Source organism: Oribacterium asaccharolyticum ACB7 (assembly GCF_000238075.1).
In the GTDB taxonomy this organism is placed as follows: Bacteria; Bacillota; Clostridia; order Lachnospirales; family Lachnospiraceae; genus Oribacterium; species Oribacterium asaccharolyticum.
Genome location: NZ_JH414505.1, coordinates 327,870 through 352,064, shown reverse-complemented (window position 1 = coordinate 352,064; position 24,195 = coordinate 327,870). Strand labels below are relative to the sequence as shown.

At 43.6% G+C, this 24,195-nt stretch carries 19 protein-coding genes and 1 other RNA gene; 16 read left to right on the top strand and 4 right to left on the bottom strand.

The window, feature by feature from the left end:
* The first annotated feature begins 25 nt into the window (after window positions 1–25).
* The 8 genes from HMPREF9624_RS06510 (at window position 26) to HMPREF9624_RS06475 (ending at window position 9,676) form a co-directional block, all read left to right on the top strand.
* Window positions 26–1,222, top strand: coding sequence for a N5-glutamine methyltransferase family protein (locus tag HMPREF9624_RS06510; protein WP_242822629.1), 1,197 nt, complete (start codon window positions 26–28; stop codon window positions 1,220–1,222).
* A gap of 159 nt (window positions 1,223–1,381) precedes the next feature.
* Window positions 1,382–2,677 carry a phosphopyruvate hydratase gene (gene eno, locus HMPREF9624_RS06505; protein WP_009537066.1) on the top strand — a complete coding sequence of 432 codons (1,296 nt, stop codon included), beginning with the start codon at window positions 1,382–1,384 and terminating at the stop codon, window positions 2,675–2,677.
* Between the two features lie 387 nt (window positions 2,678–3,064).
* Window positions 3,065–4,792, top strand: coding sequence for an N-acetylmuramoyl-L-alanine amidase family protein (locus HMPREF9624_RS06500; protein WP_009537065.1), 1,728 nt, complete (start codon window positions 3,065–3,067; stop codon window positions 4,790–4,792).
* 60 nt (window positions 4,793–4,852) lie between these two features.
* Window positions 4,853–5,356, top strand: coding sequence for a hypothetical protein (locus HMPREF9624_RS06495; RefSeq protein ID WP_009537064.1), 504 nt, complete (start codon window positions 4,853–4,855; stop codon window positions 5,354–5,356).
* 27 nt (window positions 5,357–5,383) lie between these two features.
* Window positions 5,384–5,800, top strand: coding sequence for a hypothetical protein (locus tag HMPREF9624_RS06490; protein WP_009537063.1), 417 nt, complete (start codon window positions 5,384–5,386; stop codon window positions 5,798–5,800).
* A 173-nt stretch (window positions 5,801–5,973) separates the two neighbouring features.
* The gene (gene metG, locus HMPREF9624_RS06485) at window positions 5,974–8,031 is read left to right on the top strand and encodes a methionine--tRNA ligase (RefSeq protein ID WP_009537062.1); all 2,058 of its coding nucleotides are present in this window, start codon (window positions 5,974–5,976) and stop codon (window positions 8,029–8,031) included.
* A 1-nt stretch (window position 8,032) separates the two neighbouring features.
* Window positions 8,033–8,809, top strand: a complete 777-nt coding sequence (locus HMPREF9624_RS06480; RefSeq protein WP_009537061.1) for a TraX family protein — start codon at window positions 8,033–8,035, stop codon at window positions 8,807–8,809.
* Between the two features lie 12 nt (window positions 8,810–8,821).
* Window positions 8,822–9,676: a TatD family hydrolase gene (locus HMPREF9624_RS06475; RefSeq protein ID WP_009537060.1), complete on the top strand. Its 855-nt coding sequence runs from the start codon at window positions 8,822–8,824 to the stop codon at window positions 9,674–9,676.
* 84 nt (window positions 9,677–9,760) lie between these two features.
* Here the strand turns inward: HMPREF9624_RS06475 and ffs are convergent.
* Window positions 9,761–9,860, bottom strand: an RNA gene (gene ffs, locus HMPREF9624_RS11545) — signal recognition particle sRNA small type.
* Between the two features lie 210 nt (window positions 9,861–10,070).
* Between ffs and HMPREF9624_RS06470 the strand changes: the two genes are divergently transcribed.
* From HMPREF9624_RS06470 to HMPREF9624_RS06435, 8 genes are all read left to right on the top strand, one after another.
* Window positions 10,071–11,951: an MBOAT family O-acyltransferase gene (locus HMPREF9624_RS06470; protein ID WP_009537059.1), complete on the top strand. Its 1,881-nt coding sequence runs from the start codon at window positions 10,071–10,073 to the stop codon at window positions 11,949–11,951.
* Window positions 11,952–12,111: 160 nt separating this feature from the next.
* On the top strand, window positions 12,112–13,566 hold the full coding sequence (locus HMPREF9624_RS06465) for a DHHW family protein (protein WP_009537058.1): 1,455 nt from the start codon (window positions 12,112–12,114) through the stop codon (window positions 13,564–13,566).
* 138 nt (window positions 13,567–13,704) lie between these two features.
* Window positions 13,705–15,255, top strand: a complete 1,551-nt coding sequence (gene rny / locus HMPREF9624_RS06460) for a ribonuclease Y (RefSeq protein ID WP_009537057.1) — start codon at window positions 13,705–13,707, stop codon at window positions 15,253–15,255.
* 93 nt (window positions 15,256–15,348) lie between these two features.
* Window positions 15,349–18,063 carry a transglycosylase domain-containing protein gene (locus tag HMPREF9624_RS06455; RefSeq protein WP_009537056.1) on the top strand — a complete coding sequence of 905 codons (2,715 nt, stop codon included), beginning with the start codon at window positions 15,349–15,351 and terminating at the stop codon, window positions 18,061–18,063.
* A gap of 26 nt (window positions 18,064–18,089) precedes the next feature.
* Window positions 18,090–19,106 carry a type I phosphomannose isomerase catalytic subunit gene (locus HMPREF9624_RS06450; protein ID WP_009537055.1) on the top strand — a complete coding sequence of 339 codons (1,017 nt, stop codon included), beginning with the start codon at window positions 18,090–18,092 and terminating at the stop codon, window positions 19,104–19,106.
* A 27-nt stretch (window positions 19,107–19,133) separates the two neighbouring features.
* Complete coding sequence (locus tag HMPREF9624_RS06445) at window positions 19,134–19,676, top strand: biotin transporter BioY (protein WP_009537054.1); 543 nt, start codon at window positions 19,134–19,136, stop codon at window positions 19,674–19,676.
* Entirely contained in the window at window positions 19,670–20,362 is a 693-nt protein-coding gene (locus HMPREF9624_RS06440) for a tRNA threonylcarbamoyladenosine dehydratase (RefSeq protein WP_009429928.1), read from the top strand. Before HMPREF9624_RS06445 ends, HMPREF9624_RS06440 begins: the two co-directional genes overlap by 7 nt.
* A gap of 141 nt (window positions 20,363–20,503) precedes the next feature.
* A complete protein-coding gene (locus HMPREF9624_RS06435; protein WP_009428062.1) occupies window positions 20,504–22,195 on the top strand; it encodes an EAL domain-containing protein in 1,692 nt (563 codons plus the stop codon).
* A 38-nt stretch (window positions 22,196–22,233) separates the two neighbouring features.
* Here HMPREF9624_RS06435 and HMPREF9624_RS06430 read toward each other — a convergent pair whose 3' ends face one another.
* The 3 genes from HMPREF9624_RS06430 to HMPREF9624_RS12295 are packed head-to-tail and all read right to left on the bottom strand — an operon-like array spanning window position 22,234 to window position 24,179.
* Entirely contained in the window at window positions 22,234–23,364 is a 1,131-nt protein-coding gene (locus tag HMPREF9624_RS06430; protein WP_009537052.1) for a DUF6382 domain-containing protein, read from the bottom strand.
* A gap of 40 nt (window positions 23,365–23,404) precedes the next feature.
* Window positions 23,405–23,659, bottom strand: coding sequence for a hypothetical protein (locus HMPREF9624_RS06425; protein ID WP_009537051.1), 255 nt, complete (start codon window positions 23,657–23,659; stop codon window positions 23,405–23,407).
* Between the two features lie 16 nt (window positions 23,660–23,675).
* A complete protein-coding gene (locus HMPREF9624_RS12295) occupies window positions 23,676–24,179 on the bottom strand; it encodes a prepilin peptidase (RefSeq protein ID WP_009537050.1) in 504 nt (167 codons plus the stop codon).
* Between the last annotated feature and the right edge of the window lie 16 nt (window positions 24,180–24,195).

The window sequence follows — 24,195 nt, the reverse complement described above, 5'->3', positions numbered from 1 at the left end:
GAGAGAAGACGGGAAAGAAAAAAAGATGGCAAATAGTCTGAAAGAAGAGTTTTTAAGGAGTCAAGATGAGAAAGGGAAAAGCACTGCCTTTTCTTTTCTTGATTTGGAAAGATATGCTCTTCCGCTCCTGAAAGAAGCCGGTGTAGAAGAGGCAGAGTTGGACTTAAGACTTCTTTTACAGGAAGCCTTTTCTTTGGATACAAAGGACTATCTTTTTGGAAAAAGAGAGGCGGTTTTTACCCTATATAGGAAAAGAGCAGAAGAGAAGCCGGCACTTTCGTCTTCGCGAGTTACCGGAGATTTAGCGCTTTCTTCTTCTGCTGATGAAGAGCCGGATTCTGCTCTTAACCGTTTTTTCTCTTTTCTCGAAAAGCGACTTCATCGTATTCCGCTCTCTCAAATTCTCGGTAGACAAGAGTTCTTCGGCCTTTCTTTCTTGGTCAACGAAAATGTGCTTAGCCCAAGGCAAGATACGGAGTGCATTGTGGAGCGCATTTTGGAGGAAGAAGAAAAATGGAAAAGTCTCGGAGCGCAAGATAAGAGAAGCGGTAAGAAAATAGAATTAATAGACGAAAGTGTAGGAGTTGCCGGATGCGAAGCACTTAGTATCCTGGACCTCTGCACCGGCTCGGGCTGTATCGGCCTCACTCTGGCAAAAAATCTGCACTGCAAAACTGTGCTGCTTCTCGATAAGTCGGATAAAGCGCTGGAAGTCGCAAAAGAAAACTACAGGAGGCTTTTTTTAGAACAGGAAAGTGCCAAAGAAGAATGGAAATGCTCCATGCTTTCTAGCGGAAGAGAACCGGATCCTAATCGAATAAGAGAGCAAGGGCTTAATCCTTCCCTGCATTTTCTGGAATCGGACCTTTTTGATGCGCTTCCATCTTTTATGGAAGAAAAAGGTATTTCCGCTTTTGACATTTTGGTTTCCAATCCACCCTATATAAGGAGTGATGTAATAGAAACACTCGATGCGGAAGTTGCTCTTCATGAGCCTGTTTTAGCTCTGGACGGAGGGGGGGACGGCCTTGATTTTTATCGTAGAATTGCGAAGGAGGGGAAGCGTTTTCTACTTCCGGGAGGAAGGGTCTATCTGGAAATCGGCTATGACCAAGGGACTAGCGTGAAAGACATTTTCCAAAAAGAAGGTTATCGGGAAGTGGAGGTTTTTCAGGATTATGAAGGTCGAGACAGAGGGCTTTATGCCGTCAGTCCAACTTGACACAAATAAGACAATCCATTACTATTAGGAAGGTTATTTTATGCTGTAGAGGAAGTGTTTCTCTAAGGCATAGAGACAGGCTTTTTAAGGTGTAAGTACCTTAAAATAAAAGGACAATGTGTTTTATGCAAAGGATTTGCATAAGAAAGAGAGGGTATAATGAGCTACTTAGAGATTGAAAAGGTCCTTGGAAGAGAAATTATTGACTCCAGAGGAAATCCGACTGTTGAGGCAGAAGTAATTTTGTCCGATGGAACAGTGGGAAGAGGAACAGCACCTTCCGGCGCATCCACAGGAGAATTTGAAGCATTAGAGTTAAGAGATGGGGACAAGTCTCGCTACGGCGGAAAGGGCGTTTCCCAGGCTGTTGAAAATATTAACACCGTAATCAATGACATTTTAATCGGTATGGATCCGATGGATATCTATGCAGTGGATCGCGCTATGATCGAGGCTGACGGAACGAAGGATAAGTCCAAGCTCGGTGCCAACGCAATCCTTGCTGTTTCCATTGCTACCTGCAAAGCTGCAGCAAATGCCTTAGATATCCCTCTTTATCGTTTCCTCGGCGGGGTAAACGGAAATCGTCTTCCGGTTCCGATGATGAACATCTTAAACGGCGGTGCACACGCTACGAACTCTGTAGATACACAGGAGTTTATGATTATGCCTGCCGGCGCTCCTTCCTTCCGCGAGGGTCTTCGCTGGTGTACTGAGGTATTCCATGCACTCCAGAAGATTTTAAAGGATGAAGGCAATACTACTGCAGTAGGAGATGAGGGCGGTTTCGCACCGAACTTGGCTTCCGATGAGGATACCATTGAGCACATCTTAAAGGCGATCAAGGCAGCAGGGTATGAGCCGGGTAAGGACTTTGTTCTGGCTATGGATGCCGCTTCCTCCGAGTGGAAGAGCGAAAAAGGAAAGGGCTTCTATCATCAGCCGAAGTCCGGTAAGGACTTTACTTCCGATGAGCTTATTGCACACTGGAAGTCTCTGATTGAGAAGTATCCGATTTACTCTATCGAGGATGGACTCGATGAGGAAGACTGGGAAGGCTGGGAGAAGATGACCAAGGAGCTTGGCGACAAAGTGCAGCTCGTTGGGGATGACCTCTTCGTAACCAACACTGAGCGTCTTTCCAAGGGAATCAAGCTGGGATGCGGAAATTCCATTCTTATTAAGTTAAACCAGATCGGTTCCGTTTCCGAGACCTTAGAGGCAATCAAGATGGCGCACAAGGCCGGTTATACCGCAATCGCATCCCACCGTTCCGGTGAGACGGAGGATACCACCATTGCCGACCTGGCTGTCGCTTTAAATACCTGCCAGATTAAGACCGGCGCTCCTTCCCGTTCCGAGAGAGTGGCAAAGTACAACCAGCTTCTTCGTATCGAGGAAGAGCTTGGCGAGGCGGCTTACTATCCGGGATTTGGCGCATTCAACAGAAAGTAGTTTGCCTGAGTGTGCTTTGGAAGGAACTGTCCTTGGATATTTGCTTTCAGAGCGCCATATGAAAGGGAAATGAAAAAGATAGAAAAGCCTGCATGGAGTTTGAGAGAACTCTGTGCAGACTTTTTTCATTCTTGACGAGATATTGCTCGCAGAGCGTGTGATGTCTCGTTATGAACAAGTGACACAGGCGAAGCCTGAGACATCTCGTTAATGAAGGTTTTCCCAAAGCCCAAAGAGAGGACGAATAGTTCAGATAGGTGTTCGGATTAAAAATATTTCATTAAATATTTAATATTTCTACATGGACTTAATAGAAATATAGCGTAAAATACAAAGATGGATTTAAATACTTCGAGAAAGTATTTTACAGGCTTGCAGGAGGTGCAGATGAAAAGAAGCAGAATGGTATTTGCGGCATGTATGGGACTTGTGCTCTCTTTCTTGGCAGGGAGGATGAGCGCTTATGCGGGAGAAGAAGGTACGGAACTTCAAACCAGTTCTTCCAATATTGTGTCAACGCACGGAACTCAATTTTTTTCTGCCGGAGCGGCCTATGGATATGGTGCGAATCGGCAGACGGAGCAGATTATCATTGATCAGATTGCGCTTCGTGAGCCTTTAAAAGATGTAATTCTTAATGTTCCAAGAGATAGGATGAGGGTGCAGGAAGTTGACCTTAGAGGGAAGAATCCAAAACTGAAGATACATCGGAGAGGGGATGCTCCGGACAAGTTCATCAATGTAGACGATATCTATATTTCTTCTCCTATTTATTATAGGAAACCTGATGGGACGGGAGAGTCTCCGAAGTACATGGAGAGAGAATTCACTCCCGGAGATTATCATTACGGATTAGAGCTGACCACGACAAATCCAAATTACTATTTTGAGGCTTCTTTAGTGAATTCTTTTACCTTGGAAATGAGTAATAGGGAAACCCCAAAGAGCCGAACTACATCGACTTATCATTTTCTCATTGTGGGAGAAAATGAAGAAGGAAATAACTTTGTTTTGCATCTTTCTGAGAAAAATAGTTATCATGTAGAAGAAGACTATCCGTTTAAAGAAATCAGGATGTTTCTTCCGGAGAAAGATTTACAGTATGGAAAATTGGGAGACGAGGTACCCCATACCACATGGAGTAAAATGGGGGATGGACTGCTTGATAGAAATGGAGAGGAAGCATGGCTGGAGGTGTCCATTCCGCATAAGGGTGAAAATAAAGTAAACTGTGAGTATGCGTTAGAGGATGTTTCGAGGGGCGGATACTACGAAAGCGGATCGAAAATCACAAGGCCGGGTACCTATCGCCGTGTGCTTCGCAACTTTACACTGAAGATGAATTCAATCAGTCATTATCGACTCACCTTCGGCGGTTTGGATGGCAGTCTTGTAACCAAGTTTTACATCAATGATAAAGAATGGCGGATCGATCCGAGGACAAGTTCTTTGGATTCGATTGATCCGGTGACAGGGAGTCTGAAAGTCACCTTGTATGACCCGGACTACATCACTTTAACGGGCGCAGGTGGAAGTACCGGCGGCTCCTCTCATAGCGGCGGTTCCGGCAGCTCCTCCGGCGGTAGCGGTGGTAGCGGCAGTTCCTCGGGCGGCGGCTCATATAGTGGCGGCGGCAGTTCCTCAGGTGGAGGGGCATTCAGTAGCGGCTCAGGCGGAGGCTCTTCTGCAATCTTAAGCGGAAATCCTGCCGGACAGGTTTTAGGTGCGGATCGTTCTCTTTCCAATGGGGAATGGGTGAAAGATGAAAAAGGCTGGTGGTATAAGAGACAGGACGGAAGCTATCCGAAGAGTACCTGGGGATATGAAGCCTACAATGGAAAGTCCTATTGGTATTATTTCTTAGATAGCGGCTATATGGCAACAGGCTGGGTAGACTTGAATGGCAGTAAGTACTATCTCTTCCCGGGCTCCGACGGTTGGATGGGAAGAATGCTGACCGGATGGCAGTGGATTGACGGTTATTGCTATTACTTCGGAACGGACAGCGGAAACAACGAGGGGCATCTCTATCGAAATGAAAAGACGCCGGATGGCTATCAAGTGGACAATGAAGGCAGATGGATAGAGAACAGTGTGGTACAAGTAAAGAAATAGAATTGTGTTTGCCTTGTAAAAATGATAAAATGAGAAAAATAATGTAAAAGGAGGCGGATTATGGGATTTTTTGATGAACTGGGAAAGAAGATTTCAGACGCAAGTCAGGATGTTATGCAGAAGGGGAAGGAAATGGCAGATACTGCCAAGTTCAACTCCATGATTCATGATGAAGAGAAGAAAATCACAGCGGTTTACAGTAAAATCGGTAAGAAGTACTTTGAAGATTTTAAGAACGCGCCTGCTGAGGGTTTTAAGGAATTTGTGGATGAAATTCATGCCGCTCAGGCTAAGATTGCAGAAATTCAGGAGAAGTTGAATGCCTTAAAGAATGAAGGCAAGGCTGCCGCTGAAGCTGTGGCTACAGAAGCAAAAGAAGCTGTAAGCAATGCTGCCAATACTGCTGCAAACGTTGCGGAAGGCGCTGCCGATGCTGCCGCTAAGGCGGTAAACAATGTACAAAATGCTGCGGAAGGCGCTGCTGATGCTACTGCTCAGGCGGTAAACAAAGCGGAAACTGCGGTAGAAAATGCAGTAAATGAGAATCAGTCCACAGGACAGTAAGACAGCTTGGTAAGGGGGAATGAAAAGATGAAAACAAAATTAGGAGTATCTGCCGTTTTAGTTGCTGCAGGAGTTTATATTCTTGCGATAGTGGGAAACTATACCGCAATATTGTTGGCGGCCGGTTATATTTTTCTTGTGGAAGACAATGATTGGCTTAAGAAGTCTGCATTGAAGGCTGTAGCAACCATGCTGTTTTTCAGCTTCCTGCTGAGCGTGCTCGGTCTGGTTCCGGATGTTGTAAAATGGATAGGAACTTGCTTTACCGTAATCAGCCTTGATGTGAGCACCTATGCGTTTACTTCATTTTGGTCTTTGATTACCCAGGCTATAGAAATTTTCAGAACCTGTCTTTTCCTTGCTCTGGCATTTAAGGCATTGAATCAGGCAAGCATAACGGTTCCGTTTGTGGACGAGTTAATTAATAAGCATTTTACGGAATAAGCTTGGCTTTTCCGAAAAAATGAAATAAGGGAAGAGTTTTGCAGAGAGTGGTGTTTCTATAAGGAAACATCACTTTTTGCATCCGTACAACTTGTTGACTAGTTAAAAATCTATGCTAGACTAGAAACGTTCTTAATAATTTGTCGGGATGCTTAGTTCGTAAAGGAGAGTCCATGGAAAGAAAACCATATTATATTACCACGGCGATTGCCTATGCTTCAGGGAAGCCTCATATCGGGAATACTTATGAAATTATTCTTGCAGATGCGATGGCTCGTTTTAAGCGCTATGAGGGATATGATGTATTCTTTATGACCGGAACCGACGAGCACGGGCAGAAGATAGAGGGGAAGGCGAAGGATGCCGGAAAGACTCCGAAGGAGTTTGTAGACGAGGTAGTGGGAGAGATTCGAAGTATTTTTGACTTAATGGATACTTCCTATGATAAGTTCATGCGTACAACGGAGCCCTATCATGAGAAGCAGGTTCAGAAAATGTTCCGAAAGATGTATGAAAAAGGGGACATTTATAAAGGGAAATATGAGGGCTGGTATTGCACGCCCTGTGAGTCTTTCTGGACAGATTCGCAACTTGTGGACGGAAAGTGTCCGGACTGCGGACGTCCTGTGGAGAAGGCCAGTGAGGACGCATACTTTTTCAAGATGTCCAAGTATGCCGACCGTTTAATGGAGCATATTGAGTCCCATCCCGAGTTCATTCAGCCTGTTTCCCGTAAAAACGAGATGGTGAACAACTTCTTAAAGCCGGGTCTGCAGGATCTTTGCGTTTCTCGTTCTTCTTTTACCTGGGGCATTCCTGTAGATTTTGATGAGAAGAATGTGGTTTATGTATGGCTTGATGCGCTTACCAACTATATTACCGGTATTGGCTATGATGTGGACGGAGAGCATGGCGAGAATTATCGAAAATATTGGCCGGCGGATCTTCATTTAATCGGAAAGGATATCGTTCGTTTCCATACGATTTACTGGCCCATTTTCCTGATGAGCTTGGATATTCCGCTTCCGAAACAGGTATTCGGACATCCCTGGCTTCTTACTGCGGTAGGAAAGGCTGATGAGGGCACGAAGATGTCCAAGTCCAGAGGAAATGTAATCTATGCGGATGATTTGGTTCGCCTCTTCGGAGTCGATGCGGTTCGCTTCTTCGTTCTGCATGAAATGCCCTTTGAAAATGACGGTGTCATTTCCTGGGAACTGATGGTGGAGCGCTATAATTCTCAGCTTGCAAATATCTTAGGAAATCTGGTAAAGCGTACCATTGCGATGAGCAATAAGTATTTCGAGGGAATTGTGGAGAAAACCGATGCAGTAGAGCCCGTAGATGCGGATTTAAAGAATACGGTGCTTTCCCAGGCGAAGCTTGCGATTGAGAAAATGGAAGAACACAGGGTTGCCGATGCACTGACCGCTATTTTTGAGATATTCAGACGTTCCAACAAATACATTGACGAGACGGAGCCATGGGTTTTGGCAAGAGAAGAGGAGCTTGCGCCACGCTTAAAGACCGTCCTTTACAACTTAACGGAATCCATCGTAATCGGAGCTTCTCTTTTGGAAAGCTTTATGCCGAATACGGCGAAGACGATTTTGGAGGAACTTTCCACAGAAAAAAGAGCCTTTACACAGCTGGATCAGTTTGGTCTGTACCCGTCCGGAACCAAGGTTTCCGAGAATCCTTCTACCTTATTTGACAGAAAAGACTGGAAAGAAATTGAGAAGGAAGTAGAAAAGATAACGGAAGAGCAGATTCGCAAGGCCTCCTTGGAAGAAGAAAAGTCGGAGAAGAAAGACGGAAATAAGGATGCTGCAGATGAATCCCCGGTAGAAGGAGATGCACCTAGGGACAGGAATCCTGTAGTGCTTCCTTATAAAGACGAGGTAAGCTATGAGGACTTTGAAAAGCTGGATTTTCGTATCGGAAAGATTCTTCATGCGGAGGAAGTAAAGAAGTCCAAGAAGCTTTTGCTCTTTAAAGTACAAATTGGAGAAGAAGTTCGTCAGATTCTTTCCGGCATCAAGTCGGCCTATAAACCGGAAGATCTAGTGGGAAAGAAGGTTATGGTACTCGTGAACTTAAAGCCCAGAATGATTGCCGGCTATGAGTCTCAGGGTATGCTTCTGTCTGCGGCTTTTGAGCAGGACGGAGAAGAGATTTTATCACTTATGACTTCTTTGCGGGATATGCCTGCAGGAGCGGACATCGCATAATATGACCGGGTTAAATGCACTGGATACAAAAAAGAAAGGGGGAGGAGTTTCAGCGGATTTGCTGAAGCTTCTTGCCCTTGTTTCCATGACGATAGACCACTATGCCGCGATTGTAATTTACAATGGCAACTTATACGGCTTTGATTCGGAATACTACCAAATGGCTATAGCAACGGAAAAAGGCATGCAACTGATGCGGATCTATCATATTTTCCGTACCATTGGAAGATTGGCTTTTCCGATTTTTGCCTTTCTGCTAACAGAGGGCTTTATACACACGAAGGACAGAAAAAAATATTTTCTTCGAGTTCTGTTTATGGGGCTTTGTGCGGAGATTCCTTTTGACTTGTGCCTTTTCAATCAATGGTTCGACTTTTCGGCACAAAATATAGGCTTTACCCTGGCGCTTGGCATTGCAACCATGTTCCTGATGAAAAAATATCGTAGAAAGCCCTTCCTGAAATGGACTTCGGTACTGGGCTGTGCCGCTCTTTCTGAACTTTTACACTTTGATTACGGAGCATTGGGCATTCTTTTGATTGCCGTTCTGTATAATTTTCGTAAGGAAAAGGCACTTCGAATCGCTTCGGGAGCCTTCCTTTCCGTGCTGTTGTCTCTTGGGAACTTCGGTGCGGCTGCATGCAGCTTTCTTCCTATTTTCTTCTATAATGGAGAGAAGGGAAGACTTCCGCTGGGGAGAGTTTTATACTTTTATTATCCCTTGCATTTGATAGTTTTCTATTTGCTGATTTATTTGGGAGCGAAAATCACGGCTTAAAGGGGGAAGAAGATGATATTTGATACACATTGTCATTACAATGATGAAAGCTTTGATCAAGATAGAGAAGAACTCTTACATAGTCTTCCGGGAAGGGGAGTAGACCGAATTTGTGAAATCGGATATACCCCGGAAAGCTCGGAAGAAGCTGTTCGGCTTGCGAAAGCTTACGTGGACAGTTCTCTTTCCATTCATAGCGTAGTCGGTATTCATCCCGAACATGCTGCAGTATGGAGTCCCGAAGCGACGGCAAAAATAGAAGCGTTAAGCAAGGAAAAGGAAGTCGTTGCCATCGGAGAAATCGGTTTGGATTATTTTCGCCTCGATAAACGTTCTAAAGTACAAAAAGAGCGGGATGAGGAAAAGAAGAGGAGAGGGGAAGAGGTCCAGGAATGTTTTAATCCGGAACCGACAGTGCAAAAAAGCTGTTTCATCGAGATGCTGGATCTCGCAAAGAGAAGAGACCTCCCTGTCGTGATTCATTCCCGGGATGCGGCATTAGATACTTTCCGAATCATTCGGGATCAGAAGGGTTTCGTAAACGGAGGGATTGTACACTGCTTTTCTTATCCGCTTGAAGTGGCGAAGGACTTTGTTTCCCTTGGAATGATGCTGGGTATCGGCGGCGTTTTAACTTTTACGAATGCAAAAAAATTAAAGCAGGTAGCCGTGGAAATTCCTTTGGAGCACATAGTTCTGGAGACAGACTGTCCCTATATGGCGCCGGTTCCTGTTCGGGGAACGAGAAATCATTCCGGAAATTTGCAGTATGTGGCAAAATTGTTAGCGGAATTGAAGGGAATCTCCGTGGAAGACGTGATTCGGAAGACGGCGGAAAACGGAAAGCGGGTATACAGAATAAAATAAGATATTGAGGCTTTTCCCGTGTGATGAGCAAAGGCCATCGGGAAGAGCTTTCCATACTTGTTGGCAATAAAAAACTTCGGAGACTCCACCCAGGATTACCCACGGCACATGAAAGGTTTACCTTAGTGCTGCTATGTTCCCATCCTGACACGGTTCGGTATCTTCCATTGCGTGGGGCCCAAGCTTCATTGCCCCCGAAGCAGTAGAAGTATAACGGATTTTAGGAGGCTTTGCAAGTTTTTATATGAAGCTTGCGGATCCGAGGCAGCGCCGCTAAGACATAAGAGAGATGAGACAAAGTAGTTAAGACATGAGACAAAGTACTAAGATATAAGACGAAGTACTAAGACATAAGATAGAGTAGCTAAGACATAAGACAGAGTAAGAGGGAAGTATGCAATTTTCGGAAATGATATTTGTCGGGGGATTTCTTCCGCTGTTCCTTATCTTTTCGTTTTTAAGAAGGGATATAAAGGGAAAGAATATGGTCTTTCTCTTTTTTTCTCTTCTCTTTCTTTTGTTTCAGGGCCTCATTTCTCTGTCTATTCTTGCGTTACTTAGCTATTACAGCTTTTTTATCGGAAAGCGAATGGAGAAGGAGAGCCGGACGTTCTTCGCCTTTTCCATTTTTGTCCTGCTCCTGCCGCTCCTTTTCTTTAAGTATAGTATCTATTTGTCGGCTTTACCTCTTTGGCTAAAAGGGTTTATGCCTTTTGGAATCTCCTTTTATACTTTTCGACTGATTACCTATCTTGCGGATTGCAGAAAGGGAGAAAAGGCGGAGGAGAATTTCTTCCATTTTGCGATGTATGCCTTTGCCTTTCCGGTTCTTTCGCAGGGACCTATCCTTCGCTATAAGGAAATGCGGGAGGAGATAGAAGACAGAGAATGGGATTTTGACAAACTTTCTCGCGGTTTATATCGCTTTTCCTTCGGGCTTTGGAAGAAGCTTCTTCTGGCAGATTCTATGGGGAAACTTTCCAATTCTTTTCTTCCCTTGGAACTTGCAAAAGCTTTATCAGGCAGTGGAAATACCCTGCCGTCTTTTATGGCGGCTTTTTTGTCCTCTCTTTCCTTTATGTTACAGATTTACTTGGATTTTTCCGCTTATACGGATATGGCAATAGGAATCGGAGAAATGGTAGGCTTCACTATTCCGGAAAACTTTCACTATCCTTATGAAGCAAAAAGCGTTCGGGATTTCTGGAGACGTTGGCACATTTCCTTATCTCTTTTTTTCAGAGATTATATTTATATCCCGTTGGGCGGAAACCGACTTTCCTTTCCGAGAAGAGTGCTGAATCTTTTCTTGATTTGGATTTTAACGGGAATGTGGCATGGAGCAAGTTTCAATTTTATTCTCTGGGGACTGTATTTCTTTGTCTTAATCGTGTTGGAACTTATGGGAAGAAAAGCCCTGCATCGTTTGGAAACCTTACGTCCGGAGTGGAAGGAGAAAATGACTTCCTCTCGTTTAAAAGTTTTGAAAGAGCCGGTCTTACACCTCTATACTCTCTTTGCAGTTTATCTTTCCTGGATTATTTTCCGATATCAGGATTTTCAGGCATTAAAAAATGTTCTTAAGGCACATCTTTTTCTAAATACGGAAGCATTTACCGATGAAAAGACTTTGCTTTTACTGCGAAATCACATCTTTCTGTTTATCCTGGCCATCTTTTTCTCCACAAGTTTCTTTAAGAAAATGGATGAAGCCTGGGCTGATCTTATGATGCGCGGAAGACTTCGAAAAGAACGGAAAGTTAAGCGGGAAAGGGAAGGCTTTTACGGTATGGAGGATAATGACGACGCAGAAGAAGAGGGTGAGATTGTGTGTGAAGCGAGTGGATCTGCATTCTGCGAGCCTGCGACCGGGGAAGCGGAGTACTTAGCCGATACGGAACGGACAGTGGATACGGAACGAACAGTGGATACGGAACGAACAGTCGATACGGAACGAACAGTCGATACGGAACATACAACTGATACGGAAACAGTTTTTGTGCGGACGGAAAAGCCGGAAACGGAAATTGCGGAAGGGGTAAAGCCGGAGGAAACAGAAATTGCGGAAGAGGTCCTGTCGGAGGAAGCGCATAGGCGTCACCTTCTGGCTCTAAGAAAGATTCAAATCAAAACAAAATGGAAAATCTTTCTTTTGGATTATGGTGAGATGATTTATTATTTTGTAAAGCTTGCACTGGCACTATCGGCACTGGCACTTTCCTTTGCGGCTATGGCGGGGCAAAGCTATACGCCGTTTTTGTATAATCAATTTTGATGGTGAAGAAAAGAACGTGAATCGGAAAAATCTTTTCTTTTGAAATGCGGAAGGCGAAAGAATGGATAAAATTAGAGATGAAAGCTAGTGATTTAAGCTGGTGATTTAAGTTAGAGATTCAAGTCAATCATTCAATAGAGAAAGTCGGGGAAGAGGAGTTATGAAGTGGAATAAAAAGAAAGGAAGTTTATATGAGGCTGCATCGGCAGCTGTCCTGTTTCTCTTTCTTTTTGTGTTGTGCATCATCGGCATGCTGCTCCCCTTACGGAAGCGGTATTCTAATGAGGAAAAACGAGAGCTAAAAACCTTTCCGAAATTTTCTTTAGGAGCAGTGTTGAAAGGAAGTTATTTTCAGGATATTTCTGAATGGTACCAGGACAGTTATCCCGGAAAAGAAGGATGGCTCAGCCTGGAAGCCAAGGTAGAGGGACTCTACGGCTTTCAGGGAGAAGCATTGTATGGTGAGGGGAAAAATGTAAAAGAGAGCATTCCGACAGAAGGGGAACTTGCAGAAACATTTTCGTTAGAAAAGGATGAGGAAAAGAGTTCTAAGGAGAAAGTTCCTGTTGAAGAGACACTTTCTGCTGCGGATTCCGAGAATCAGAATGCAGAAACGAAAAAAACGGTAAAAACGGGAGAGGAGAGCGAAGAATCCGAAAAAAATCAAAATTTTGAGACGGATGCAGAAGGAAATCTGGAAATCAAGAAGGCGGATGCCAATGTGGAATTACAGGGAGAGACTGCGGGAAGTATCTATCTGAGCGGAAAAGAAGCCTTTGAACTGTATTATTTCAGTGAAAAGGGAGTACGAAGCTATGCATCCCTTTTGAATACTGTGAACAGTCTTTATCCCAATTTGGAAATTACTGCCATGATGGTGCCGAATTCGTTCGGTGTTCTCTTGGATCCCAAAACGCAGGAGAAGCTGGCTTCCTCGGGGATGGATCAGGCGATTTCCTACACCTACAGCCTGATGGACAAGCGCATCCATACGATAGATGCATTTTCTTCTCTTTATCGTCATAGGTCGGAATACATTTATTTCAGGACGGATCACCATTGGACACAGCTTGGTGCGTATTATGCTTACGCGGAATATTGTAAGGTAAGGGGAATCAAAGCCTTAGCTCTGGAGAGTTTTTCGAAGGCGGAATATGACGGCTTTTATGGTACGTTTTATTTCTATATGAACCGTCCGGAGGCTTTGAAGGCGAATCCGGACAGTGTAATCGCCTATACCGGAGCCGTAAATGATATGCATTTTCAAAGTGCGGACGGAAAAGAAGGTGATGCTAAACTGATCAATGATGCATCCAATATGCTGCCGGGGAATAAATATAATTGTTTCATGTTGGGGGATCATCCTTATGTCGAAGTGCATAATGAAAAGGGAAACGGAAATCTTCTGGTGATTAAAGATTCCTATGCCAATGCTTTTGTTCCCTTTTTGGCACAAGATTACCGGAATGTTTATGTGGTTGACTACCGTCATTATGAGAAAAAACTTCCGGAGCTTATACGGGATAAGGAAATCGGAGAAATTGTTTTTGTCAATAACGTAATGGGGATTGGAGAAAGCCAGTCCAAGAAAATGCTCTCTTTATTTCAAGGCTAGACAATTGTTGACACAAGTTTTCGGATACCTTAGAATAAATACGTTAAAATGATGAATATGGAATCTGAAATTTCGCAAGAAAATAATTGCTTCGCATATTTGTACATTAACAAACGAATATTAAGGGAGGTATAAACAGTGGACCCATTAGGAATAGCCCTTGTGGTTATTGTGGCGCTTATCGTGGGGGTCATCATGTTTATCCTTGGACAAAATAAACAGCGGTCTATCTATGCCAAAACGGTGGGAAGTGCTGAGCAAAAGTCCAGAGAAATTATTGATGATGCCATCCGAACAGCAGAAAACAAGAAGAGAGAATCCTTATTGGAAGCGAAAGAAGAGGCTTTAAAGGCCAAAAATGAGCTGGATAAGGAGATGAAAGACAGAAGAAAAGAAGTTAATGAGCTGGAAAGAAGAATTTTAAAGAGAGAGGAGAGCTCGGAGAAGAAGGCGGCGAGCTTAGAGCGAAAGGAAGCGGAACTCCTGCACAAGGAAGAAGTTTTACAGGAAAAAGAGGGAGAGGTTGAGCAGCTGCAGGCACAGAAGCTTGTTGAATTGGAACGGGTATCAGGGCTGACCAAAGAGCAGGCAAGGCAGGAACTGCTTCATTCCGTGGAAGACAGTATTAAGCACGACACCGCTTTAATTATCAGAGAGTATGACGCAAGAGCCAAGGAAGAGGCGGAGCGGACAGCCAGGGAATATATTGTTGAGGCGATTCAGCGTTGTGCGGCGGATCAGGTAACAGAGTCTACCGTATCCGTTGTTCAGCTTCCCAATGATGAAATGAAGGGAAGAATCATCGGACGCGAGGGTAGAAACATTCGGACTTTAGAGCAACTTACGGGAGTGGAACTCATTATTGACGATACGCCGGAAGCGGTGGTGCTTTCCGGGTTTGATCCTATTCGAAGAGAAGTAGCCAGAATTGCTTTGGAAAAGCTGATTGTGGATGGACGGATTCATCCTGCGAGAATTGAAGAAGTGGTTGAAAAGAGCAGGAAAGAAGTAAATGATACCATTAAGGAAGAAGGAGAGTCGGCGACTTTAGAGCTGGGGATTCACGGCATTCATCCGGAGCTCGTTATGCTTTTGGGAAGAATGAAATTTCGTACTTCCTTTGGGCAGAATGCATTACAGCATTCCATGGAAGTGGCTCAGATATCCGGTCTTTTGGCGCAGGAGTTGGGCTTGGATACCCGTATGGCCAAGCGTGCCGGCTTGTTACATGATATCGGAAAAGCCATCGATCATGAGGTGGAAGGAAGTCACGTCGATTTGGGAATCGAACTTTGCCAGAAATATCATGAGCCGGAAGTGGTCATCAATGCGGTCGCATCTCACCACGGAGGTACGGAACCGACTTCCCTGATTTCCTTTATAGTAGCGGCGGCGGATGCCATTTCCGCAGCAAGACCGGGGGCGAGAAGAAAGTCCTTGGAGACCTACACCAATCGTTTGAAGGAACTGGAAGAAATTGCCAATTCCTATAAGGGCGTAGAGAAGTCCTTTGCTGTGCAGGCGGGTAGAGAAGTTCGTATTATGGTTGTTCCGGATGAAGTCAGCGATGACGATATGACCATTATGGCCAGAAACATCTCCCAGCAGATTCAAGACCAGATGCAATATCCGGGCGTAATCAAGGTAAATATTATTCGAGAGTCCAGAGCAGTGGACTATGCAAAGTAGGAAGGTCTTTATGTCCGGACTTTTAGCATGAGAGTATCGGTATCGGCGCAAGGCCCATGGGGGCTTTGTGCCGTATTTTATAAGGGGTAATGCATGAGAGAAGAGAATGGAAGGGATAGAGGTAGAGGAAAAAGAAAGCGGAAGTCGATTTTACGCTTCTTTGGAAAAGTTTTCTTGTTTTTAACAGGGCTGTTAGCCCTCATGACCCTTTTGGGATTCTTTATTTTTATTCGTCCGGAATTGAACAGACTGCGAACCATTGCCTATGACAAATTGGCGAGCGGAAATCTGAAAGACTTGACCAAGCGTTCGGACACCGTAGTCTTGGATTATGCGGGAAATACCCTGGGAACCGTTAATGCCGGGCATTTCGTTTATGTGACGATAGATCAGATTTCTCCCAACCTGCAAAATGCCTATATTGCACAGGAAGACCGCAAGTTCAGAAGCCACCACGGAGTAGACTACATGGCGACGCTACGTGCTGTTGTGCAATTGGTTAAAAATAGGGGGAAAATCAAACAGGGCGGTTCTACCATTACCCAACAGGTGGTCAAGAATACCTATCTCAGTTCGGAGAGAACCTATACCAGAAAAATTGTGGAAATGATTTTGGCGCAAGAACTGGAAAAAAGATATACCAAAGCGGATATCATGGAGATTTACTGTAATACGAATTTCTATGGAAATAACTGCTACGGTGTTGAGGCGGCAAGCCAATTCTATTTTGATAAAGCGGCAAAGGATTTAACTGTGGAAGAAGCAGCTACTCTGGCAGGAATCTCCAATGCGCCTTCCCGTTATGAACCGGTTCGTCACCCGGATCTTGCGTTAAAGAAGAGAAATCAGGTCTTAAAATCCATGGAGACGGTTGGGTATCTTACGGAAGAGGATTATGAAGCTGCAGTTGCATCGCCCTTAACCATTTCCGGAAACAGTCAAAAGGGAACAGACGAAGATTACTTAAATTCGTATGCACTTTATGCGGCAACACTTCGTATGATGGAAGTGAATCAATTTCCTTTTACCTATCATTTTTCCACTAGGGAGGAAAAAGAAAATTATCAGGAACAATATGAGGAAAGCTATGCCTATTACAATAGAGAACTTCGGGCAGGCGGATACACCATTTATACTTCTTTGAACCCGGAAATTCAGACAAAGGCGCAGGCACTCTTGGATGAGGGACTTGCCAAGTTTAAAGAAGTGCAGGAGAACGGCAAGTTTTCCATGCAGGGTGCCGCAGTTATTATAGATAATAAGACGGGTTACGTTGTGGCTACAATCGGGGGAAGAGGTGCGGAGGATAAGTATAACCGTGCTTATTTGAGTTATCGTCAACCCGGTTCTTCCATTAAACCCTTACTGGATTATGCGCCTGCCTTGGATATGGGAATTTACAATGCAGCAAGTCTTGTGGATGATCACAAGTGGGAGGATGGACCCTCCAATTCCGGAGGAAATTATTTCGGAGAAGTGACATTGAGAGAGGCTTTGAACCGTTCTTTAAACACGGTTGCGTGGCAGGTTCTGGACAGTGTCGGAATCTCCGACGGATTAGAGTATCTGGAAAAAATGCATTTTCTGGGAATCAGTATAAAGGATTATACAGCTCCTGCGGTATCCATCGGAGGGTTTACAAACGGTCTACGCATTGTCGATATGGCACGAGGCTATTCAACATTGGCCAATGGAGGGGTTTACGAGGATAAGACCTGTATCGTGAAGATTACATCGGAAAAGGACGGTGTGGTTGCAGATGAAAACAGCTTAAAAAAGACGCAGGTATATAGTGAAGATACAGCCTTTATTATGACGGATATTCTGAAAGGGACCATGACTACGGAATATGGGACCGGAAGAGGACTGAAGTTAAAAAATAAGATGCCGGCAGCGGGAAAAACGGGAACCAGTAACGGTTCCAAAGACACCTGGTTTTGCGGTTACACGAAATACTACAGCATGGCTGTTTGGGTAGGACATGACATTCCCGTAGAAATGCCGGGCATTTATGGGGCGACTTATGCGGGTAAGATTTGGAAAAATGTTATGGACAGTTTACATGAAGGTTTGGAACCCGAGGATTGGGAGGTTCCGTCTACTGTTGAGAAAGAAACAGACAAAGACTCGGGAATTACAGACTATGTTTCTCGTACTGCAATGCGAAAAGGAGAAGAGGAACGCAAGAAGCGGGCGGAAAAAGAGAACAAGCAAACCGTGATTCGGCAATTGGAAGAGTATAAGAATCTGCATGTTGATAAGGTAGAAGATATTTTTACTGCAAGGAATCTTTTTGAAGAGACTCGTGACCTTTTAAATGATATTCCGGATGAAAAATTCAAAAAAGAATACCAGGAAAAACTCTTTGCCAGACAGAAGGATTTTTTGAAGATTGAAGAACAATGGAAAGCGGAAATAGAAGCATATCTTCAGAAAAAAGAAGAAGAATCCCGGCTTGCCGAGTCTCTGGAGGAAAGTAAAGCAAAGGAGGAAGAGGAAAAGAACAGTGCGAACAGAGAGGCTTTTCTATCCTATCTAAGTTCTTTACAAAGTTTGGAATATCGGGATGGAGACACGGAAGCCTTAATTGCAGATGCAACAGACAGTCTGCATGAATTGGCCGGGGCTGAGGACTATGCTTCCCTTAGCCAACAGCTGGAGAAAGCGATTACAAGAGTGCGGAAACTCCCGTTGAAAGAAGAGGATAGCGGTGGCCCCGGAGGAAGCAGCAACTTCTATGACGGCCCCGGAGCAGGCAATTATTTAGGGGAAAGGGATAGTGAAAACGGTCCTGGAGTCAGCCCCTAGAAAGAATGGAGGAGGAAAATCTAAGGATGGGTATATATTTGATGGAGGCCGCTACGAAAGACTATCTTTGGGGAGGAGAGCGCCTGCGGGAAGAGTATCATGTAAGCAGTGAAAAAAGTCCTTTGGCGGAGGCGTGGCTTTTGTCATGTCATAAGGATGGGGAGAGCAAGATTTTGCTCTCCAATTCTGCCAAGCTTCCTCTTTCTTCTTTCTTGCAAGAGAATCCGAAAAGCGTAGGAGATATGGGAACGGAATTTCCCGTATTTCCTATGCTTATTAAATTGATTGATGCAAAGCTGCCTCTCTCAGTCCAAGTTCATCCGGACGATAAGTATGCGGCTTTAGAGGAAAGAAGCCTTGGCAAGACGGAGCTCTGGGTGGTTTTAGAGAGAGAAGAAGGGGCATTCCTATATTACGGATTTAAGAGTGAATACAGTAAGGATGAAATACGAAAAGCAATAGAGGGGCATTTCCTGACGGAATACTTGAATAAGATTCCCGTAGAGAAAGGGGATGTTTTCTTTATTCCGGCAGGCACTGTTCATGCAATCGGGGCCGGGATTTGTATTGCGGAGATTCAAGAGAACTCAAATTTAACCTACCGGGTTTATGATTATGGAAGAAAAGATAAGGATGGAAGGGAAAGGGAATTACATATAGAAAAGGCCCTTTCCGTTATGAACTGTAAAAAAACGGAAATCAGGGACTTAACTTCTTCCGGACCCGTCCTTCCGGAAAACGGTGCAGAGCGTCTTGCCTCCTGCCCCTATTTTACGGTAGAGCGTTGTTCTCTGAAAGAAGGAGAAATCCATAAGAGAGTGGTGGGAAAAGAAAGCTTTCTTTCCGCGATTCTAATAGACGGAAAAGGGAAAATTGTCCAAAAAACAGTGAGGAAGAGAACAGAGGAAGAAGGAGCCTCTTTGGAGGAGAGCAGACAGGAGATGATTGCAGAGAAGGGAAATAGCTTCTTTATTCCGGCAGGAAGCGGAGAAGTGGAGTTTTCCGGAGCGGGAAATTGGCTGTTTAGTTTTTTGGAAAAGTAATGAATTAGGGATTAAAAGGATAAGGCTATGAGAAAATTAAAAATACAAGAACTTGTTTTGGCGGCACTTATGACGGCTGTTTTAGCAATATTATCTCCTATTTCGATACCCATCGGACCGGTGCCGATTTCTTTGGGAACCTTTGCAGTCTGTCTTTCGGTAACGATTCTCGGCAAGAATTTAGGGACAGTTTCGTACTTGACCTATCTTTTACTGGGATTAGCAGGTCTGCCTGTATTTTCTAATTATGAAGGTGGTCTTGCTAAGTTAATGGGGCCAACGGGAGGCTATCTCATCGGAATGCTTTTCTTAAGTCTCTTGGGCGGTTTTGGGGTGGATCGTTTTGCAAAGAAGCCGATACTGCAGTACCTGTTCTTTCTTCTGGGGATTCTTCTTTGTTATATCATGGGAACGTTGTGGCTTTCCAAGGTGCTTTACTTGGGCTTTATGAAGGCATTATCTGTTGGGGTTCTTCCCTTCATTGGACCGGATTGCATTAAAGTTTTCTTGGCTTTAGTTCTGGGACGAAAGGTGAAAGCGATATTGAAGAAACGGAGTGGAGAATGCTAGAACAATTTTCAAGAACCGAACTTCTCCTGGGAAGGGATGCAATAGAAAAGTTGAGCCGTGCCAAGGTGATTGTGTTTGGAGTAGGCGGTGTGGGAGGATATGCAGTAGAAGCCTTGGCAAGATCCGGTGTGGGCAGGATAGATTTGGTCGATAAAGATACCGTGAGTCTTTCCAATTTAAACAGACAGCTGATTGCCACAAGGGATACGGTAGGAAGAGAAAAAGTTGAGGTTATGGCGGAAAGAATCCATAGCATTAATCCGGATTGTGAAGTTCATTCCTATTGTTGCTTTTACCTTCCCGACACAAAAGAGCAGTTTGATTTTTCATCGTATGATTACATCATTGATGCGGTTGATACGGTTACGGCGAAGCTCTCGTTAATCTGTGAAGCGGAACGGGCAGGGACTCCCGTTATCAGTGCCATGGGAGCCGGAAACAAGCTGAATCCCGCAGCGTTTAAGGTTTCCGATATTTATCAAACCAGAGTATGCCCTTTGGCCAGAGTGATGAGGAGAGAGTGCAAAAAGAGGGGAATCAACAAACTGAAAGTGGTTTACTCGGAAGAAAATCCTCAGAAACCGCAGATAGATAGAGGGGTGCCCGGGTCGGTACCCTTTGTTCCCCCTGTTGCCGGGCTCATTTTGGCTTCGGAAGTGGTGCGGGATTTGCTTATGTTTTTATAAATTTTGGACGAAATTTCTAATGGTAACTTGGACTAGCAAGAATAGGTAATAGTGATGGAGCACGAACAAAATCAGGGACGGCCAAAAAAAGGAATTCGTAAATTTCCTCGTTCACAACAAGATAAGATAGATTTTAGCCGCTTGGAATTAGAGCAATATATTGAGTCTCATATAGAAGAAGCGATTGAAAAGAGATGGATTAAAGTTTATCTACAAGTAAATATTCGGGGCTTATCGAGGAGAGTGTGCGGCGCAGAGGCACTCTCTCGTTGGGTTGACCCTAAGTATGGGATGATTTACCCGGGTGACTTTATTCCCGTCTTGGAAAAAAGCCTTAAGATTCATCTCTTGGATTTTTTTGTTTTTGAAGAGGTCTGTCGGAATATTGCCAAGAGGAGAAACAGAGGAGAGGCGGTATTTCCGATTTCCCTGAATTTCTCAAGACTTGATTTTGATGTGGAAAGATTCCTAGACAAGTTGGATGATCTTGTGGCTTTGTATAAAATTCCGAAATCCATTTTACATGTTGAAATTACGGAATCCGTAGTCATGCATAATGAGGAGTATATGAAGTTTGCCGTTCGACAACTTCGAGAGCAGGGCTATAAGGTTTGGATGGATGACTTCGGTTCAGGCTACTCCTCCTTGAATCTTTTAAAGGAATTTGAATTTGATACCTTTAAAATCGATATGCGCTTTTTAAGCGATATGGGAAAGAAATCTTTAATTATTATTTCTTCTATACTCTATATGGCGAAGGAAATCGGCATTCATACTGTTGCGGAAGGTGTTGAGACGGAGGAGCAATATCAGTTTTTGAAGGCTGCAGGCTGTGAACGTATGCAGGGCTATTGTTTTGGAAGACCGGAGCCTATAGAGAACTGGCTGGCGGAACGGATAGAGGAGAATGGAGTAGAAAGCGGAGAGGATACCTTTCTTTATGATCGGGTCGGCTTAGTCAATATTTTAAGTCCTACACCCTTTGTATTTGATCGTTTAGATGAGACTCCCACCATATATGGTTTTGATACGGTTTTAGCAATGGCTTTGGTTTCGGAAAAGGCGGGAAAAATCAAACACTTGAATTGGACAAAACCTTATAAAAAGACGATTGAAGACTTGGGCTATGAAGATATCGAAGAATTTCAGGGCATCTTAAATGATGAAAAGTCCCTGGTGGTGGAGAGAATCAGGGATACGATCAGCTTGGCAAAGGATTCTCTGGGAATTGAAACGACCGACTTTATTTCTCGGGGACAGTATTGTCAAATACAGGTCAGAAGAGTAACCAGTAAGGGAAACAGTTATATTTATCTTCTGCGAATAGATATTTTGACGAATAATGATTCCTTTCAGAAATCAAATAACTTGGATAATAGCTTAAGGCCTTTGTATTCCATGTATGACACCGTTGTTCTTCTGGATTTGCAGAATAACACACTGCTTCCGATTTACAGAACGAATGCAGCGGAAAAGATAGAGAGAAGTAACGATTTAACAAACGATTTGGATAAATATCTCCATAAATATATTCATCCGGATGACTTCGCCCGTTGTCGGGAATTTTTCAATCCCTCGGATATGTGGGAAAGGCTTGGAAGCAATGGAGAAGGCTTTGTATTGTCTTATTTTCGGGCAAAAAACAAGGAGAAAAAGTATGTTTGGAAGCGCTATATCTTAATACGCTCTGAGGAGGCTCAGGACGAGAGGAGGGTGATTTTCGGTATTCATACTTTAAACATGGAAAAGCTGTCGTTCATCAAAGATGAGGCGCAGATGTTTTTTATGGAAAACCATGAGGAACAGCTCGGTGATGCGGAAATGTTTCAGTAAGAGAAAGGAAGAAAGAACGTTTCCGGAAGTCAGAGCATTTACTTGTCGTTAAGACTTTTACTTTTTTCTTTTTCAGAGTTAAAGAAGACGGGAAGGAAATCCAAAATGCCATAAAGCAAGATGGCAACTTCGATAAGAATAATGCAGGGAAGAACCTCTATCAGGGTTGTCTTGCCCTTCCAACCGTAAAGTATTATGGGAAATAAAATCATGATAAGGAGACAGAGAAGAATTTTTTTCTTGTTTCTAAGAACTTGCTTTAGTGAGGAGAAACGGGGAGGGGCCCATTTCTCCTTTTTTTTCTCGTTTTTCTCGATTTCCTCGGAAAAAGGAGGAGTCAAATCCGAAGTGCCGGAAAAAGGGATGGAACTTTCTGATTTTTCTTGTTGCTTTCCCATATATTCCGAATAGCTGCAGCTTGACAAATCCAACTCCTGCACAGAAAGCGATTTATTGGAATCCGGATTTTTTTCAGACTTCGAATCGGTTTTGTTTTCGGAATCGGCGGGAGTTTTTTCTATTTCTTCGGAAACCCGCTTTCCGAAAGGCAGCTTTTCGGAAGAAATTGCTTTGACATCGGGGGAAGGCGAGAAAGGAGCACCGAGCCTTCCTTCCCTATCCACGGTGCAATGCAAAATTTGTAAGATGCGGGGAAGTTGTAAATGTTCCTTTTTCCCTTCCTGCTGAAGAAAATAGGCGGATAAAATTGCGTAATCATCTTCTTCATCCACATGGTTAAAAACATAATCAATCAGCTTTTTCAGCTCATCCTCCAATGCGTTTTTTGCGGAAGGAATCAAGGGGAAGAGAAAAGAAGAATTTTCCGCATCATAAATAATTTCTTCTATATCTAGTCCCAGGACTTCCGGAGAAAGAAGAAATTCTTCCAGATGGAAAAGTGCGAAACGAATAGACTCGAATAAAGAAAGAATATGACTTAGATTCATTTTTTTATCTGAAAAATAGTCCAGCATTCGTTCATAGGGTGAAAAATTGTACTGAAAGATGTCTTCCTGTTCTTCCTGAATCAGACGAAAGGGAAGAGTTCCCGGTATGCTACATTGTTGAATGATTTTTTGCTCATGGCTATCCTCTTTCCAGAGTTTCCCGTAAAGATAGAGATAGCTGTGAGTAAGATCTTTTTCTACTCTTAGAGAACTATGAGACATGGTGATTCCTTTCTGATCTGAACTTGGACTGTAGCAAGACTTATGGTTCGGGATTCACTTTGCTTTCTGCTTCTTCTTTTCGCAGGAGATCTTCCACGACAGATACGAAGCGGGTATAGCATTCCACCTTATAAAAATCCTTATCTTTACCTAGTCTATGACTCTCTATTTCACGACTGTATTCTTTTTCGCTTCTTTCCTTTACGGTACTGTGCAGGAAAATACAGCACTGCAGGAGAAGTACGATACAAACAAAGCTTAGAAAAAGGATTAGGCTTGTTTCAATACTATGCATAAGACTTCCTTTCGGTTTAAGTACGGGGAGTAAATAATAAAACAAAGAAATAAACTCCGGCAGGAATAAAACAGGGAATAAAGGGAAAAGACATATTTTTCCAGTTTTTTTTCATCTTTATAGAGAAGAGAAAGAGAAGCATGGAAACCAGCGCCGAACAGATTAGTCCGGATAAGAAAAGAAACAGAAAACTTTTATAGTTTAAATAGAAGGCACAACAAAGAAGAAATAATCCGTCTCCGCACCCCAAGGCACCTTTTGAACATTTGGCGAAAAGGAAGAGAAGAAAGGAAAAAAGAAGCGGATAAAAACTGTAAAGGAAGGGAAGAGAAAGTTGAAAGGGACCTTGAAAGAAATCCTGCCAAAGAGAGAAAAGAAAAAAAGGGACTCCGACCAGGGAATAAAAGAGAAGGAGCAATTTAGGGAGAGACTTTTTTCGAAAATCCCAGAGAATGGAAAAGAGAAAAAAAGAGTAAAATAAAATGGTTTTTAAAAGAAAAATAAAGAAAAGTATTGACATGGTGACTCCTTAATCC